Source organism: Streptomyces huiliensis (genome assembly GCF_020037025.1).
Lineage (GTDB): Bacteria > Actinomycetota > Actinomycetes > Streptomycetales > Streptomycetaceae > Streptomyces > Streptomyces huiliensis.
This window is the reverse complement of sequence record NZ_JAIQLH010000229.1, coordinates 1-16,350: the sequence shown is the minus strand read 5'-3', so window position 1 is coordinate 16,350 and position 16,350 is coordinate 1. Positions and strand designations below refer to the sequence as shown.

Below are 16,350 nucleotides of genomic sequence, written 5' to 3'. Positions count from 1 at the left end.
CCGGGAACAGGACCTGGTCACCGCCACCAAGGCGCTGCTCGCCGGCGTCGCCGGGACCGGTGCCCGGCTGCTGATCGTCGGCGGCGCGGGCAGCCTGACCGTCCCGGGCGGCGGCGGCCGGACCGTCCTCGACGACCCGGCCTGGGTGCCCGCCTCCTGGCGGCCCATCGCCCAGGCGAGCACGGACCAGTACGCCCTCGTCCGCGCCGCCGGGCCCGACGTCGAGTGGACGTACGTCAGCCCGCCGGCCCTGCTGGAGAACGGCGAACGGACCGGCCGCTACCGCTCGGGCACCGACGAGCTGCTGATCGCCCCCGACGGCGTCTCGGCCATCTCGTACCAGGACTTCGCGATCGCCATGCTGGACGAGATGGAGCGGCCGCGGCACCGCGGGGCGCGGTTCACCGTCGCGTACTGACCGGCGGCGGCTGCCGGCAACGGCGGCGCCGGGCCCCACCGACGATGCCGGGCCCCACCGACGGCGCCGGGCGTCAGATCACCTTGATCGTCCCGCCGTCGATCACGTAGTCCGCGCCGGAGATGTTCCCCGCCACGTCGGACAACAGGAACGTGATCAGCGCCGCGACCTCCTCGGGCTCGGTGATCCGCCCGGTGGTGATACCGAAGGCCGACGGCAGGTCCCGCAGGAACGCGTCGTAGTCCTCGACCCCGGCGGCCGCCGCGACCTGCCCGCCGAAGCCGTCCGGGCCGGCCCAGATGGTGGTCCGCACGACGCCGGGGGACACGGTGTTGACCCGCACGCCCTGGGGCCCGAACTCCTCGTTGAGGGACTTCCCGAGCGCGGTGAGCGCCGCCTTGGCCGTGCTGTACGCGACGGGGCCGGCCGCGGGAAGGCGGGAGTTGACCGACGAGACGTTGACGATCGACCCGCGGCGCTCGACGAGGCTCGGCAGGGCGAAGCGGGAGACGCGCACCGCGCTCATGAGGTTGAGGTCGAAGACGGCCCGCCAGTGGTCGTCGTCCACGCTGAGGAAGCCGCCCAGCTCGACGCCGTCGCCGGCGCCGACGTTGTTCACCAGCAGGTCGATGCCGCCGAGTTCGGCGAGGGAGCGCTCCTCCAGGAGCCGTACGCCCTCGGGCGTGCCCAGGTCGGCGGAGACGGTGACGGCGCCCGTCGCCCGGAGCTCCGGAGTGATCGTCCGGGCCGCGCCGACCACGCGGACGCCCTCGGCGACCAGCGAACGGACGGTCGCCAGGCCGATGCCCCGGCTCGCACCGGTGACGACGGCGGTCTTGGCGGTGAGGTTGAGATCCATGGTTCCCCGTTCTTGAATTTGAGGTACAAAATGAGTGCAGGGGTGGCCGCGGTGAGCGCGGTGGCAGCCGCCGGGCACCAGCGGCGCCGACCCGTCAGAGTCCGTCGAGGACGGCGTCGATCACTCGGGCGGGCCGGTCCGGTCCGTCCGCGACGCGGCCCATGAGCCGCAGTCCGATCACCGTGTTCAGCAGCAGGCTCCCGAGGCTGCGGGCGTCACGGCCGGCGTTGATCTCGCCCGTCCGCTGCCCCTCTTCGACCAGGGCGCGGAAGGCGCCCTCGGTACGGTCGAACATGCGCCGGACGAGCTCCGCCGCCCGTTCGTCCTCCGCGCCGAGCTCGGCCGCCGTGTTGACGGCCATGCAGCCGCGGTGGCCGGGGTCGGCGAGGTCCATCTCGGCGAGGAGGTGCAGCGTCCGGCGCAGCCGCTCCTTGACCGGACCGCCGGCCTCCAGCAGCTCGACGAGCGCGACCGCCTGCCCGTCGCGGTACCGGCACAGCGCCCGCTCGAACAACTCCCGTTTGCTGCCGAAGGCGTTGTAGAGGCTGCCCTTGCCGATGCCGAGCGCGTCGACGAGGTCCTGCGGTGTCGTGGCGGCGTATCCCTTGCTCCAGAACACCTCCATGGCCCGCTCGACGGCGACGTCCGGATCGAACTGCTTCGGCCTTCCCATGATCGATACGTTAGCCCTTTCTTGACCCGGAGGTCAACAATCGCCCCGTCGGCCACTCGTCCCCCAATAAACGTGTTGCGAACCGGCGTTCACCGGCCTACGGTCCGTCCCATGGGTTCCCTGTGACAGTCCCCGCGCCACCGCGTTGAGCTCCGCTCCGCCGTCGCGCGTTCCCGTCCGCGCCTCCGCCCCTCCCGCGCCGCCGTCTCCCGTGCCACCCGGCACCGGCCGCGGGCGAACCCGTCGTGCGCGGACGCGCCTCCCACCGCCCGTTCCGATCGGCATGGCCGAGAACAGGGGACTCCCGTATGCACACCGCCGACCACACCGCGCAACTCACCCTCCGGAACCTCACCCGCCGCTTCGGCGACAACGTCGTACTGGACGACGTGTCGCTCAGCGTCCGCCCCGGCGAGAAGGCCGGCATCATCGGCGACAACGGCGCCGGCAAGTCCACGCTCCTCCGTCTGATGGCCCGTCAGGACCTGCCGGACGACGGCGAACTGACCGTCATCGCGCCGGGCGGCGTCGGCTACCTCGCCCAGTCCCTCGACCTGCCGCCCGAGGCCACCGTCCAGGACGCGGTGGACGCGGCCCTCGCCGAGCTGCGCGAGCTGGAGGCGCGGATCGGCCGCGCCGCGGCCGGGCTGACGGGCCTGGCCGGGCCCGAACTGGCCGCCGCCCTCGACGCGTACGCCGGCCTCGTCGCCCGCTACGAGGCACGCGACGGATACGAGGCGGAGGCCGGGGTCGACATCGCCCTGCACGGCCTCGGCCTGCCCGGCCTGGACCGGAACCGGCCGCTGGGCACCCTCTCGGGCGGCGAACGGTCCCGGCTCGCGCTGGCCGCGACCCTGGCGTCCCAGCCGGAACTCCTGTTGCTCGACGAACCGACCAACGACCTGGACGACCAGGCCGTGGCCTGGCTGGAGGACCGGCTGCGGGCCCACCGCGGCACCGTCCTCGCGGTCACCCACGACCGGGTGTTCCTCGAACGGGTCGCCACCACGATCCTGGAGGTCGGCGAGGGCCGCGTGACGCGACACGGCGACGGCTACGCCGGCTACCTCGCCGCCAAGGCCGCCGACCGGCGCCGCCGCCTGCAGGAGTACGAGGAGTGGTGCGCCGAGCTGGACCGGAACCGGGAGCTGGCCGCCAGGAACACGGCCCGGCTCGGAGAGATCCCCCGCAAGCTTCCCCTCTCCGTCTTCGGGCACGGCGGCTTCCGCGCCCGCGGCCGGGGCCACGGGGCGATGGTCCGCATCCGCAACGCCAAGGAGCGGGTCGCGCGGCTGACGGAGAACCCCGTCGCGCCACCGCCCGAGCCGCTGGTGTTCGCGGCCCGCGTGACCACGACCGAGGAGCGCGCGGAGGCCGAGCGCGCGGGAGCCGGACCCGCCGATGTCCCCGCCGACGCCGGGCACGCGGCGGCCGAGCGCACCGGCGTCCGCGCCCGGACCGACCGCCCGGCGGCCGAGCTCACCGACGTCCGCGTCGGCGACCGGCTGCACGTGCCGTCCCTGCGCGTCGCCGCCGGGGAACGCCTGCTGGTCACCGGCCCCAACGGCGCCGGCAAGACGACGCTGATGCGCGTCCTGGCGGGCGAACTCCGCCCGGACGCGGGCATCGTGAGAACGGCGGGACACGTCGGGCACCTGAGGCAGGAGGAGACGCCGTGGCCGCCCGGCCTGACCGTCCCCGAGGCGTTCGCCGCCGGCCGCGGGGGCGACCTCGACGAGCACACCGACCGGCTGCTGTCCCTCGGCCTCTTCGGCCGCGCCGACCTGCGCCTGAGGGTGGGCGATCTGTCCTACGGGCAGCGCCGCCGCATCGAACTGGCCCGCCTCGTCGCCGACCCCGTCGACCTGCTGCTCCTCGACGAACCGACCAACCACCTCTCCCCGGCCCTGGTCGAGGAGCTGGAGGGAGCCCTCGCCGGCTACGGCGGCGCGGTCGTCGTCGTCACCCACGACCGCCGCCTCCGCGCCCGCTTCACCGGCACCCCGGTCACCCTCCGCGCCGGACGCCTCGTCGAACCGCGGGAGGCCCCGGTGAAGCGGTGAGTGAGCCCGAGCCCGGGGCCGCGCCCGCCCGTCAGGTCTGCGCCATGTCCACGAACCGCGAGTAGTGGCCCTGGAAGGCCACGGTGATCGTCGCCGTGGGGCCGTTACGGTGCTTGCCGACGATGATGTCGGCCTCGCCGGCCCGCGGGGACTCCTTCTCGTAGGCGTCCTCGCGGTGCAGCAGGATGACCATGTCGGCGTCCTGCTCGATGGAGCCGGACTCACGCAGGTCGGAGACCATCGGCTTCTTGTCGGTGCGCTGCTCGGGGCCACGGTTCAGCTGCGACAGGGCGATCACCGGGAGCTCCAGCTCCTTGGCGAGGAGCTTGAGGTTACGGGACATGTCCGAGACCTCCTGCTGACGGCTCTCGGCCCGCCGGGAGCCGCCGGACTGCATCAGCTGGAGGTAGTCGATGATCACCAGCTTGAGGTCCTGCCGCTGCTTCAGGCGGCGGCACTTGGCCCGGATCTCCATCATCGACAGGTTCGGCGAGTCGTCGATGAACAGCGGGGCCTGCGAGACGTCCGGCATGCGGCGGGCGAGCCGCGTCCAGTCCTCGTCCGTCATGGCGCCGGAGCGCATGTGGTGCAGCGCCACCCGCGCCTCGGCGGAGAGCAGGCGCATCGCGATCTCGTTGCGCCCCATCTCGAGCGAGAAGATCACGCTCGGCATGTTGTGCTTGATGGAGCAGGCCCGGGCGAAGTCCAGCGCCAGGGTCGACTTGCCCATCGCGGGACGGGCCGCGATGACGATCATCTGGCCGGGGTGCAGGCCGTTGGTCAGCGCGTCGAGGTCGGTGAAGCCGGTGGGGACGCCGGACATCTGGCCGCTGCGCGAGCCGATGGCCTCGATCTCGTCGAGCGCGCCCTCCATGATGTCGCCCAGCGGCAGGTAGTCCTCGCTGGTCCGCTGCTCGGTGACCGCGTAGATCTCGGCCTGGGCGCTGTTGACGATGTCGTCCACGTCACCGTCGGCCGCATACCCCATCTGTGTGATGCGGGTGCCGGCCTCGACGAGCCGGCGCAGGACCGCCCGCTCGTGGACGATCTCGGCGTAGTACTCGGCGTTGGCGGCGGTGGGGACCGTCTGGACCAGGGTGTGCAGGTAGGCCGCGCCGCCGACGCGGGCGATCTCGCCGCGCTTGGTGAGCTCGGCGGCCACGGTGATCGGGTCGGCCGGCTCGCCCTTCGCGTAGAGGTCGAGGATGGCCTGGTAGACGGTCTCGTGGGCGGGCCGGTAGAAGTCGTGGCCCTTGAGGACCTCGACGACGTCGGCGATGGCGTCCTTGGACAGCAGCATGCCGCCCAGCACCGACTGCTCGGCGTCCAGGTCCTGCGGCGGGACGCGCTCGAAGCCGCTGCCCTGCGGGCCCCGCTCGCCGTCCTGGCCCTGCCGGCCGCCGCCCTCGTCACCGTCGCGCCACTCGCCACGGCCCTTGCCCTCGGCCCGGCGGTTGCGGGGGAACGGCAGCCGGTCGCCCGGCCCCTCCTCGCCCCACGGGCCGTCCATGGGCTCGTGGACGCTCACCCCGCCACCTCCTCCCGTCCGCGGTGCGGACCTCGCCGTGCGCCTCTTTCTTACGGCACGGCACCGACAAACAGGACGCCCGACTCCGGTTCCGGCACATCGGGTGCGACGCGGTTTCCGGTGTCCGCGCGGGGCCCGGACGGGGTGGTCCGGAGGCGCGGGACGGGACGGGAACGGACGGCGGGCGCCGGTCCACGGTAGGGCCGCGGGCACCGTCAGCCAATCTGGTTATCCACAGGAGGTGTGGATGAACGGCCCCATCCTGTGGAGAACTCCCCCGATCCTGTGCACGAGCCGGGGGAAACCGCTGTGGACAACCCCACACCCATCCCAGGCGACCGCCCCTGACCTGCGGGTTTCCCATCCACCGGCTGTTGAGGAGAAAAAGTTCTCCCGCCGGGGCCGGATCACGACAAACGGCGCAGAGAAGATCACACCCCGCCGCCACAGGTAATAGACAACCACCAGTTGCACACATTACCTGTGGACGATTGAATGGAACGCATGAGCGACGGACTCGCGCGTGGACCGCGCGCCGCGCGGCGACACGACCGCGAGATACTCGCCCTGGCCGTGCCGGCCTTCGGCGCCCTCGTCGCCGAGCCGCTGTTCCTCATGGCCGACACCGCCATCGTGGGCCACCTCGGCACCGACCGCCTCGCCGGCCTCGCCATCGCCGCACCGCTCCTCACCACCGCCGTCGGCGTCTGCGTCTTCCTCGCCTACGCCACCACCGCCGCCGTCTCCCGCCGGGTAGGCGCCGGCGACCTCCCGGCCGCCATCCGGCAGGGCATGGACGGCATCTGGCTCGCCCTGCTGCTCGGCACCGTCCTCGCGCTCGCCGTCCTCCCCGGTGCCCCCGCCCTCGTCGACGTCTTCGGCGCCTCCGCGGACGCCGCCCCGCACGCCGTCACCTACCTGCGGATCAGCGCCCTGGGGCTCCCCGCCATGCTGGCCGTCCTCGCCGCCACCGGCGTCCTGCGCGGGCTCCAGGACACGCGGACCCCGCTGTACGTGGCCGTCGCCGGCTTCGCGGCCAACGCCCTGCTCAACGTCGTCTTCGTCTACGGGGCGGGCTGGGACATCGCCGGCTCGGCCTGGGGCACCGTCGCCGCCCAGAACGGCATGGCCGCCGCCTACCTCGTCGTCGTGGTCCGGGGCGCCCGGCGGCACGGCGCCTCGCTGCGCCCGGACGCCGCCGGCATCCGCGCCTGCGCCCGGGCCGGCGTCCCGCTGCTCGTCCGCACCCTCGCCCTGCGCGCCGTCATGCTGATCGCCACGGCGGTCGCGGCCCGGCTGGGGGACCGGGAGGTGGCCGCCCACCAGATCGTGCTCTCGCTGTGGAACCTGCTGGCCTTCGCCCTCGACGCCATCGCCATCGCCGGGCAGTCGATCATCGGCCGGTACCTGGGCGCCGGGGACGCCGAAGGCGCCCGCGCCGCCTGCCGACGGATGGTCCAGTGGGGGATCGGCACCGGCGTCGCCCTCGGGATCCTGGTGGTGGCCTCCCGGCCGCTGTTCACCCCGCTGTTCACCGCCGACCAGGACGTCCGGCGGGCCCTGCTGCCCGCCCTGCTGGTGGCCGCGCTCAGCCAGCCGGTGGCCGGGGTCGTCTTCGTCCTGGACGGGGTGCTGATGGGCGCCGGGGACGGCCCGTACCTCGCCCGGGCGATGCTGGTGGTGCTCGCGGTCTTCGCGCCCGTCGCACTGCTCGTCCCGCCGCTGGGCGGCGGGCTCACGGCCCTCTGGTGGGCCATGGCGCTGATGATGGCGGTACGGATGGGGACGCTGTGGCTGCGCATCCGCTCCGGCCGCTGGCTCGTCACCGGCGCGGTACGGGCCTGAACTCGCGGTACGGCCTGAGCCCCGGCCCGGAACGCCGGAAGGGCCGCACCCCGAGGGGTACGGCCCTTCCGGTCGCCACTCCGCGAGGGAGCGGCGTTCCGCTTACGCGGCGACGACCTCGATGCCGAGCTTGGCGACGACGTCGGCGTGCAGACGCACGGACACCTGGTGGGCACCCAGGGTCTTGATGGGCGAGCCCACCTCGACACGGCGCTTGTCGACCTCGGGACCACCGGAAGCCTTGATCGCGGAAGCGATGTCGGCGGGGGTCACGGAGCCGAACAGGCGGCCGGCCTCGCCGGCACGGGTGGCCAGGCGGACCTTGACACCCTCCAGCTGACCCTTGACCTCGTTGGCCTGCTCGATCGTGGCGATCTCGCGGATCTTGCGGGCGCGGCGGATCTGCGCCACGTCCTTCTCGCCGCCCTTGGTCCAGCGGATCGCGAAACCGCGCGGGACCAGGTAGTTGCGGGCGTAGCCGTCCTTGACGTCGACGACGTCACCGGCGGTGCCGAGGCCGGAGACCTCGTGGGTGAGGATGATCTTCATTTTTCGGTCACCCTTCCCTTATCGCGCGGACGAGGTGTAGGGCAGCAGCGCCATCTCACGGCTGTTCTTCACGGCCGTGGCGACGTCACGCTGGTGCTGGGTGCAGTTGCCGGTCACGCGGCGGGCACGGATCTTGCCGCGGTCGGAAATGAACTTCCGCAGCATGTTCGTGTCCTTGTAGTCCACGTAAGCGGTCTTGTCCTTGCAGAAAGCGCAGACCTTCTTCTTGGGCTTGCGCGGAGGCGGCTTAGCCATTGTCTCTCTCCAGTGTGATCAAGAAGTTTTTGCTGTCGCCCTCGGACCGCCGCGGAGGCGGTCCGGGCCCCGGAGGGCCTGGCTCCAGACCCCGGAGGGCCTAGAAGGGCGGTTCGTCCGAGTAGCCGCCGCCGGAGTTGCCGGAGCCGCCGCCCCAGCCACCTCCGCCGCCGCCCTGCTGGCCGCCGGACGGAGCGCCGGTCGCCCAGGGGTCGTCGGCGGGAGCCCCGCCGCCCTGCGGACCGCTGGGACCGGAGCCCCAGCCGCCGCCACCCTGCTGGCCACCGCCGCCGCCGTTGCCGCCGCCATAGCCACCCTGGCCACCACGGCCCGTGGTCTTGGTGACCTTCGCCGTCGCGTTCTTCAGGCTGGCGCCGACCTCTTCGACGTCGAGCTCGTAGACCGTGCGCTTGACGCCCTCGCGGTCCTCGTAGGACCGCTGCTTCAGCCGGCCCTGCACGATGACGCGCATGCCTCGCTGGAGCGATTCGGCGACGTTCTCCGCCGCCTGCCGCCACACCGAGCACGTCAGGAAGAGGCTGTCGCCGTCCTTCCATTCGTTGGTCTGGCGGTCGAAGGTGCGGGGAGTGGACGCGATACGGAACTTCGCGACCGCCGCACCGGACGGGGTGAAGCGCAGCTCGGGGTCGTCGACGAGATTGCCGACGACCGTGATGACGGTCTCGCCTGCCATGGGTGAACCTCTCGGCGGGTGTGCTGCTGGCTGCTTGCTACTCGTTGCGATACAGCCCGATTACCTCTGAACCGAAGGGGTTCAGTGGGTCTCGGGACGGAGGACCTTGGTCCGGAGGACCGACTCGTTCAGGTTCATCTGGCGGTCGAGCTCCTTGACGACCTCAGGCGTGGCCTGAAGGTCGATGACCGAGTAGATGCCCTCGGGCTTCTTCTTGATCTCGTAAGCGAGACGACGACGGCCCCAGGTGTCGACCTTCTCGACCTTTCCGTTGCCCTCACGGACGACGGAGAGGAAGTTCTCGATCAGGGGAGAGACAGCGCGCTCCTCCAGATCGGGGTCGAGGATGACCATCACCTCGTAGTGACGCATGTGGAACCCACCTCCTTTGGACTCAGCGGCCACGGTCGATCCGTGGCAGGAGGGTCGTGATGCGTGAACAACGGTATCGGCTGACACTGACATCGAGGCCGATGCCAACCGCACGGACGATCAGCGGGAAGTCCCTGGGTCGCCCCCGGGACGGAAGCCAGGTCCGGACAGATACCGATGCAGACCGTCCAGAGTACCCGCACACCGGCGTCCGGTTGAAATCCGGCCGCCCGCCCCTTCACTCTGGACGCACCGGGTGTGACCGGCGCTACACCGCGCCGCCTGCCTTCAGGAGGTAGACCCATGACACAGGCAGTCCGCCGGACTCCCACATCGAGGAACCCCCGCTCCTTCATCAACACGGTGCTCAACAGCGACGGAAAGCCGCATCCACGGGAGAACACCCTGGTCGCGGCGACGGTCGTGCTGGGCCTGCTGGCCATCGTCTCCTCGGCCTGGTCCCACCTCCACCTGCTCAGCTCGTGGAGCGGCCTGGTGGGAATCCTCACCGGCGCGTGGGGCCAGTTCATCTCCGCCACCACGGGCGAGCGCTTCCTGCTGATCATCGGCCTGGGCGCGGCCGCCATCGGCTTCTTCCTGGGCATGGCCCACGGCGGCCTCTTCGGCGGTGTGATCGGATAGCGGACCGTACGCCCAAACGGGGCGCTCCCCGGTCGCAGTAGGCTTCGGCGCGAGAGCCGGAGCCCCGACCCTGGGGACACACCTGCCGAGGAGCGCCCCGCATGAGCCTGACCCTGAGGACCATCAGCCGACAGCAGCATCTGGCATACATCCAGAGCCTGCGCGCTGCCAGTCACATGCAGGTGCCGGCCTGGGCGGACGTCAAGGCCGAGTGGCGCTCGGAGAGCCTGGGCTGGTTCGACAAGACCGGCCAGATGGTCGGCGCCGGCCTGGTGCTCTACCGCCAGCTGCCGAAGATCAAGCGCTACCTGGCCTACCTGCCCGAGGGCCCGGTCATCAACTGGTACGCCCCGAACCTCGAGGACTGGCTCCAGCCGATGCTGGCCCACCTCAAGAAGCAGGGCGCGTTCTCCGTGAAGATGGGCCCGCCCGTCGTCATCCGCCGCTGGGACGCCAACGCGATCAAGTCCGGCATCGCCGACCCGGACGCCAAGCGCCTGCGCGACGTCGAGCCCACGTTCATCGAGCCGCGCGCCTTCGAGGTCTCCGACAAGCTCCGCCGGATGGGCTGGCAGCAGGGCGAGGAGGAGGGCGCCGGCTTCGGCGACGTCCAGCCGCGCTACGTCTTCCAGGTGCCGCTGGAGAACCGCTCGCTGGAGGACGTCCACAAGGGCTTCAACCAGCTGTGGCGCCGCAACATCAAGAAGGCCGAGAAGGCCGGCGTCGAGGTCGTCCAGGGCGGCTACGAGGACCTGGCCACCTGGCAGCACCTCTACGAGATCACCGCGGAGCGCGACAAGTTCCGCCCGCGCCCGCTGAGTTACTTCCAGCGCATGTGGACGGCCCTCAACACCGAGGACCCCAACCGCATGCGGCTGTACTTCGCCATCCACGAGGGCGAGGCCGTGGCCGCCGCGACGATGCTGATCGTCGGCGGGCACGTCTGGTACTCCTACGGCGCCTCCGCCAACCACAAGCGCGAGGTCCGGCCGTCCAACGCCATGCAGTGGCGGATGCTGCGCGACGCCTACGCGCTCGGCGCCAGCGTCTACGACCTCCGCGGCATCGGCGACTCGCTGGACGAGAACGACCACCTCTTCGGCCTCATCCAGTTCAAGGTGGGCACCGGCGGGCAGGCCGCCGAGTACCTCGGCGAGTGGGACTTCCCGCTCAACAAGCTGCTGCACAAGGCCCTCGACATGTACATGTCGCGCCGCTGATCCAACTGCTCCATCCAACCTCAGGGAAAGGTTCCGGGACCGGCCATGGCGCTCACGCTCTACGTCGACACCCAGCGCTGGCGGGCACACCAGCAGTCCGTCCTCCAGCAGTTCCCGGGCATCGTCCCGGTCTGCAAGGGCAACGGCTACGGCTTCGGCCACGAACGCCTCGCCGAAGAGGTCATCCGCTTCGGCGCGGACATCCTCGCCGTCGGCACCACCTACGAAGCGGCCCGCGCCAAGGACCTCTTCGGCGGTGACCTGCTGGTGCTCACCCCCTTCCGGCTCGGCGAGGAGCCGGTGCCGCTGCCCGACCGGGCCATCCGCTCGGTCTCCTCGGTCGAGGGGGTGCGCGGCCTGGTCGGCGCGCGCGTCGTCATCGAGGTCATGAGCAGCATGAAGCGGCACGGCATCAGCGAGGAGGACCTGCCCAAGCTGCACGCCGCCATCGAGGACGTGCGCCTGGAGGGCTTCGCGATACACCTGCCCCTGGACCGCGCCGACGGCACCACCGGCGTGGACGAGGTGTCGGCGTGGATGGAGCGGCTGCGCGCCGCCCACCTGCCGCTGCACACCATGTTCGTCAGCCACCTCAAGTCCGAGGACCTGGCCCGGCTCCAGCAGATGTACCCGCAGACCCGCTTCCGGGCCCGGATCGGCACCCGGCTGTGGCTGGGCGACCACGACGCCACCCAGTACCGCGGCGCGGTCCTGGACGTCACCCCGGTCGTCAAGGGTGACCGCTTCGGCTACCGCCAGCAGAAGGTGACCGGTGACGGCTACCTCGTCGTGGTGGCCGGCGGCACCTCGCACGGTGTCGGCCTGGAGGCGCCCAAGACGCTGAACGGCATGATGCCCCGGGCCAAGAACACCGCCCGCGCCGGCCTGGCCACCATGAACCGCAACCTCTCGCCCTTCGTCTGGGCGGGCAAGCAGCGCTGGTTCGCCGAGCCCCCGCACATGCAGGTGTCGATCCTCTTCGTGCCGAACGACGCCCCCGCGCCGCAGGTCGGCGACGAGCTGGTGGCCCACCTGCGGCACACCACCACCCAGTTCGACCGGATACTCGATCACTGAGCCCCCCCGTCGACCGCCGGTTGTTCCCCCTGTGACCGGCCCCGGAGCGGCGGCTAGACCGTGCCGCCGCTCCCGGTGCCCCATCGGACCCGCAAGGTCTCCGGACGCTCGTCGTGCCGCTCGTGCGGGCGCGTCCGGCCCAGGACGTGTATGTCCGGCGCCCGGTCGAGCGGTCCTCCGGACGGGTCGTCCGAGCCGTCCCGCCGGATCACGTCGCGATCGGGCCTGAGGATGTCGCGCACCACCAGCGCGCACAGGTACAGCGTCCCCAGCAGGTGCAGCACGAGCGCGAGTTGGTAGCCGTCCTGCGGCAGCCCCTGGTGCTTGTCGCCGTCGCCCGTGTACGCCAGGTGCAGCCAGATGCCGAGGAAGTAGAGCACCTCGCACGTCTGCCAGACCAGGAAGTCCCGCCACCTGGGCCGGGCGAGGACGGCCAGCGGGATCAGCCACAGCACGTACTGCGGCGAGTAGACCTTGTTGGCCACGACGAACAGCGCGATCTCCAGGAAGGCGAGCTGGGCGAGGCGCGGGCGCCGCGGCGCGTACAGGCACAGCGCGCCGACGGCCAGCGAGCCGACGACCATCAGCACGGCCGCGTAGGTGTTGACGTCGTCCATGGGATCTCCCGTGCGCTGGGAGATCAGCAGCCAGAGCGACCCGTAGTCCACCGGCCGCTCCTGGCTGAAGGTGTAGAACTTCGCCCAGCCGGCCCGGATCGGCGCCATCGGCCCGTCGACGACCAGCATCAGCGGCACGTTCACCACCAGCCAGGCGACGACGGCCGAGGAGAGCGCCGTCCCGAACTCCCGCCACCGGCCCGCCCGCCAGCACAGCAGGAACAGCGGCCACAGCAGCAGCACCGGATAGAGCTTCGCCGCCGCCGCCAGCCCGATGAACAGCCCCGCCGCGCCGGCCCGCCCCCGCGACCAGGCCAGCATCGCCACGGCGGTCAGCGCCACCGCGAACAGGTCCCAGTTGATGGTGGCCGTCAGCGCGAAGGCCGGCGCCAGGGCCACCAGCAGCCCGTCCCAGGGCCGGCGCCGGTGCGTCCGGGCCACGCAGAAGGCGATCACCACGGCGCAGACCAGCAGCATCCCGGAGTTCACGAACCAGTAGAGCTGCGCCCGGTGCTGCGTGCTGCCGCCCGGCGTCAGCAGCGCGGCGACCTCCATGAAGGCCCCGGTCAGGACCGGGTACTCCAGATAGTCCATGTCGCCCATGGAGCGCGGGATCTCGTCCAGGTACGGGATGAGCCCCTGGTCGAAGCCGCGGCCCGTGAACAGGTGCGGGATGTCGGAGTAGCAGGCGTGGGTGTACTGGGTGGTGGCCCCGAAGAACCAGCCGTGGTCGTAGCAGGGGGCCTTCTGCACCATGCCGAGCGCGAACATGCCGATCATCACCAGCACGACCACCCGCACCGGCGTCCGCCACCCGCCGGGCAGCGCACGCCGCCCCGCCGGCCCGCCGATCAGCTCACTGCCGGCCGCGGCGATCTCGTCCTCCTGGGTGGGCCGCACCGACCGGTCGTCCCGCACGCTCCTCATGGCGCCCATCCTGCCGTACGTCCCCCAGGCCCGCTGGCGGCTGTGGACAAGCCGGGGACAAGCCGGCCCTTGTGGAAAACCTCGGGACCGTTCCGAGTGAACGGAACGGTCCCGAGGTTTCGGCGCGCTCTCAGAGGCAGTGGGCTCTCAGCCGAACGGCCCGCCGAAGAGGCCGCCGCCCTGGCGCCGGCTCTGCCCCGGCGGCATCTGCTCGTCGCCGCCGGGATCGCCCTCCTGGCCGCCCGGCCCGCCGGGCTCGCCGCCCGTGGTCCCCGCCGGGCCGCCGCCGGCCCCGCCGTCGTCCTTGTGCCCGTGGTCGCCCAGCCGGCACCGCGCGTCGAGCAGCCCACAGGTCCGGGTGGGCTCGGGGGACGGCGACGGCGGAGCGGACGGGGACGCGGGCGCCGACTCCGAGGGCGACGCGGACGGCGACGCCGACGGCGCCGGGACCGGGGACGGACTGGCCCCGTCACCGAAGATCTTCTCGCCGATGGGCTGTGGCGGGTCGAACTGCCGGACAGGAGTGCCCTTGAGGGCCTTGCCCATGTAGTCCGCCCAGATCTCCGCCGGGAACGAGGCACCGTGGATCGTCGCCTTGCCGCCCACCCCCCGCATCGACAGGAACTGCTGGTTCTTGGCATTCGGATTGACGCGGTACATGCCGACGGCCGTGGAGAGCTGCGGAGTGTAGCCCGCGAACCACGCCGAGCGGTTCCCGTCGGTCGTGCCCGTCTTGCCCGCCGCCGGCCGCGCGCCGAGCTTGGCCGCCGTCCCCGTACCCGCGTCCACGACCGTCTTCAGCACGTCCGTGACGTTGTTCGCGACGTTGGCGCTGAACGCCTGGGCGCTCTTCTTCTCGTGCCGGTAGGCCGTCTTGCCGTCCTTCTCCACCTTCTCGACGGAGTACGGGTCGATCTGTCGGCCGTTGTCCGCGAACGTCGCGTAGGCGCCCGCCAGCCGGATCGCGCTCGGCGCGGAGGTGCCCAGCGAGAAGGTGGGGGTGATCGAGGCCAGCTGCTCCTTGTCCAGCCCCGCGGCCAGCGCCGCCTCCCGCACCAGGTCCGTACCGACGTCCATGCCCAGCTGGATGTACGGGGTGTTCACCGAGAACTGCATGGCCGTCCGCAGGCTGATCAGGCCCTTGTCCTCGTCGCCGTCGTTCTTCTGGTGCCACTCCCGGCCGTCCTGGTCGTGCCAGACGGTCCCGTTGTACATCCGCAGGGTCAGCTTGTTGTCACCGTTGTAGATGCTCTCCGGTGAGACGAGCGTGCGCTGGCCGTCGCCCTGCTGCGCGCCCAGGGCGGGGTTCCGCTTCCCGTGCGTCATGGCCGCCGCCAGCACGAACGGCTTGAACGTCGACCCCACCTGGACGCCGGTGTAGTCCGCGTTGTTGGTGAAGTGGGTCAGGGCGTTCTCGCCGCCGTAGATGGCCTTGATCTTGCCGGTGCCGGGCTCGACCGACGCGCCGCCGAACTGGACGTACTTGTCGACGTCCCGCACGTCGGGTTTGAGGTTCGCCTTGCGCACGTCTTCGACCGACTTCGCCAGGGCGTTGACCTTCTTGCGGTCGAAGGTGGTGTAGATCTGATAACCGCCCTTGTCCAGCTCGCCCTTGCTGATCGTGGAGTGTGCGGTGATGTAGTTGTCGGCGAGGTCGGTGAGGTAGCCGATCTGGCCCGCGCGGTTGGTCGCCGGCTTGGGCTTCTGCGGCTGCGGGAAGCCCTGGCCGACCCACTTGTCCCGCTCGGCCGCCTCCATGTGGCCGATCTGGACCTCCCGGTCCAGCGTCCACTTCCACCGGTCCGTGGCCCGCTTGGTGTTCTTCTCCGGCGTCGCCGCCGGCCCCTGGCCGCCGTACGGGTCGTAGAGGTTCGGCCCGTTCAGCGTCGCCGCCAGGTAGGCGCTCTCGCTCGGCGTCAGGTCCGAGCAGTCCTTGTCGTAGTACGCGCGCGCCGCCGCCTGGATCCCGTAGGCGCCCCGGCCGTAGTACGCGGTGTTGAGATAGCCGGCGAGGATGTCGTGCTTGTCCTGGGTGGCCCCGACCTTGACCGAGATCAGCAGCTCGGTCGCCTTGCGCTTGAGCGTCTGCTCCTGGCTCAGGTACGTGTTCTTGACGAACTGCTGGGTGATCGTCGAACCGCTCTGCGTCTCACCGCCCTGCGCCATCTTCACGACCGCGCGGGCGATGCCCATCGGGTCCACGCCCCAGTCCTTGTAGAAACTGGCGTTCTCGGCGGAGATCACCGCGTTCTGCATGGACATCGGGATCTGCGAGATCGGCACGATCTGCCGGTTGAGACTGCCGCCGCCGGCCACGACCATCTGCTTGCCGTCGGACCAGTAGTAGACGTTCTTCTGCACCTTCGAGGCCAGCTGGGCGCTGGGAACCTGCACCACGGCCAGGGCCACGCCCACCGTGCCCACGATCAGCCCGATGAACGACGCGATCGAACCGGTGACCAGCCGCCAGGACGGGACCCAGCGCCGCCAGCCGGCACGCCCGGCCCTCGGATAGTCGATGAACCGCTTCTTCCCCGGTCTGCCGCCGTCCCGCCGGGCCCGGCCCGCGCCCGCGGCACCGCCGGGCGGCCGTCTGCGCCCGCCCGGACCG

The 16,350-nt window shown here is 71.4% G+C and carries 15 protein-coding genes; 6 read left to right on the top strand and 9 right to left on the bottom strand.

Features of this window, described 5'->3' with window-relative positions:
- The coding region (locus tag JNW98_RS29180; RefSeq protein ID WP_223771303.1) for an NAD(P)-dependent oxidoreductase at nt 1-418 on the top strand (418 nt) is incomplete at its 5' end.
- 73 nt (nt 419-491) lie between these two features.
- Here the strand turns inward: JNW98_RS29180 and JNW98_RS29175 are convergent.
- Both JNW98_RS29175 and JNW98_RS29170 read right to left on the bottom strand, forming a co-directional pair.
- The gene (locus JNW98_RS29175) at nt 492-1,277 is read right to left on the bottom strand and encodes an oxidoreductase (RefSeq protein WP_223771302.1); all 786 of its coding nucleotides are present in this window, start codon (nt 1,275-1,277) and stop codon (nt 492-494) included.
- Between the two features lie 94 nt (nt 1,278-1,371).
- Nucleotides 1,372-1,950, bottom strand: coding sequence for a TetR/AcrR family transcriptional regulator (locus JNW98_RS29170; protein WP_223771301.1), 579 nt, complete (start codon nt 1,948-1,950; stop codon nt 1,372-1,374).
- Nucleotides 1,951-2,258: 308 nt separating this feature from the next.
- On the opposite strand from JNW98_RS29170, the gene JNW98_RS29165 reads away from it, so the two are divergent.
- Complete coding sequence (locus tag JNW98_RS29165) at nt 2,259-4,013, top strand: ABC-F family ATP-binding cassette domain-containing protein (RefSeq protein ID WP_223771300.1); 1,755 nt, start codon at nt 2,259-2,261, stop codon at nt 4,011-4,013.
- 31 nt (nt 4,014-4,044) lie between these two features.
- Here JNW98_RS29165 and dnaB read toward each other — a convergent pair whose 3' ends face one another.
- Entirely contained in the window at nt 4,045-5,541 is a 1,497-nt protein-coding gene (gene dnaB / locus JNW98_RS29160; RefSeq protein WP_223771299.1) for a replicative DNA helicase, read from the bottom strand.
- A gap of 504 nt (nt 5,542-6,045) precedes the next feature.
- Here dnaB and JNW98_RS29155 point away from each other — a divergent pair.
- A complete protein-coding gene (locus JNW98_RS29155) occupies nt 6,046-7,386 on the top strand; it encodes an MATE family efflux transporter (RefSeq protein ID WP_223771298.1) in 1,341 nt (446 codons plus the stop codon).
- A 102-nt stretch (nt 7,387-7,488) separates the two neighbouring features.
- On the opposite strand, the gene rplI is transcribed toward JNW98_RS29155, so the two are convergent.
- From rplI to rpsF, 4 genes are all read right to left on the bottom strand, one after another.
- Nucleotides 7,489-7,935, bottom strand: a complete 447-nt coding sequence (gene rplI, locus JNW98_RS29150) for a 50S ribosomal protein L9 (RefSeq protein ID WP_185940371.1) — start codon at nt 7,933-7,935, stop codon at nt 7,489-7,491.
- 18 nt (nt 7,936-7,953) lie between these two features.
- Nucleotides 7,954-8,190: a 30S ribosomal protein S18 gene (rpsR, locus tag JNW98_RS29145; protein ID WP_004950692.1), complete on the bottom strand. Its 237-nt coding sequence runs from the start codon at nt 8,188-8,190 to the stop codon at nt 7,954-7,956.
- Nucleotides 8,191-8,290: 100 nt separating this feature from the next.
- Nucleotides 8,291-8,884, bottom strand: a complete 594-nt coding sequence (locus JNW98_RS29140; RefSeq protein WP_223771297.1) for a single-stranded DNA-binding protein — start codon at nt 8,882-8,884, stop codon at nt 8,291-8,293.
- Nucleotides 8,885-8,965: 81 nt separating this feature from the next.
- Complete coding sequence (rpsF, locus tag JNW98_RS29135) at nt 8,966-9,256, bottom strand: 30S ribosomal protein S6 (RefSeq protein ID WP_049719052.1); 291 nt, start codon at nt 9,254-9,256, stop codon at nt 8,966-8,968.
- Between the two features lie 303 nt (nt 9,257-9,559).
- Between rpsF and JNW98_RS29130 the strand changes: the two genes are divergently transcribed.
- The 3 genes from JNW98_RS29130 (at nt 9,560) to JNW98_RS29120 (ending at nt 12,195) form a co-directional block, all read left to right on the top strand.
- The gene (locus JNW98_RS29130; RefSeq protein ID WP_223771296.1) at nt 9,560-9,898 is read left to right on the top strand and encodes a hypothetical protein; all 339 of its coding nucleotides are present in this window, start codon (nt 9,560-9,562) and stop codon (nt 9,896-9,898) included.
- Between the two features lie 101 nt (nt 9,899-9,999).
- A complete protein-coding gene (locus tag JNW98_RS29125; RefSeq protein WP_223771295.1) occupies nt 10,000-11,118 on the top strand; it encodes a lipid II:glycine glycyltransferase FemX in 1,119 nt (372 codons plus the stop codon).
- A 45-nt stretch (nt 11,119-11,163) separates the two neighbouring features.
- Nucleotides 11,164-12,195: an alanine racemase gene (locus JNW98_RS29120; RefSeq protein WP_223771294.1), complete on the top strand. Its 1,032-nt coding sequence runs from the start codon at nt 11,164-11,166 to the stop codon at nt 12,193-12,195.
- Between the two features lie 53 nt (nt 12,196-12,248).
- Here the strand turns inward: JNW98_RS29120 and JNW98_RS29115 are convergent, their stop codons facing one another.
- Together JNW98_RS29115 and JNW98_RS29110 are read right to left on the bottom strand one after the other, a co-directional pair.
- Nucleotides 12,249-13,739, bottom strand: a complete 1,491-nt coding sequence (locus tag JNW98_RS29115) for a glycosyltransferase family 87 protein (RefSeq protein ID WP_223771293.1) — start codon at nt 13,737-13,739, stop codon at nt 12,249-12,251.
- 147 nt (nt 13,740-13,886) lie between these two features.
- A partial coding sequence (locus JNW98_RS29110; protein WP_223771292.1) for a transglycosylase domain-containing protein occupies nt 13,887-16,350 on the bottom strand: 2,464 nt, incomplete at its 5' end.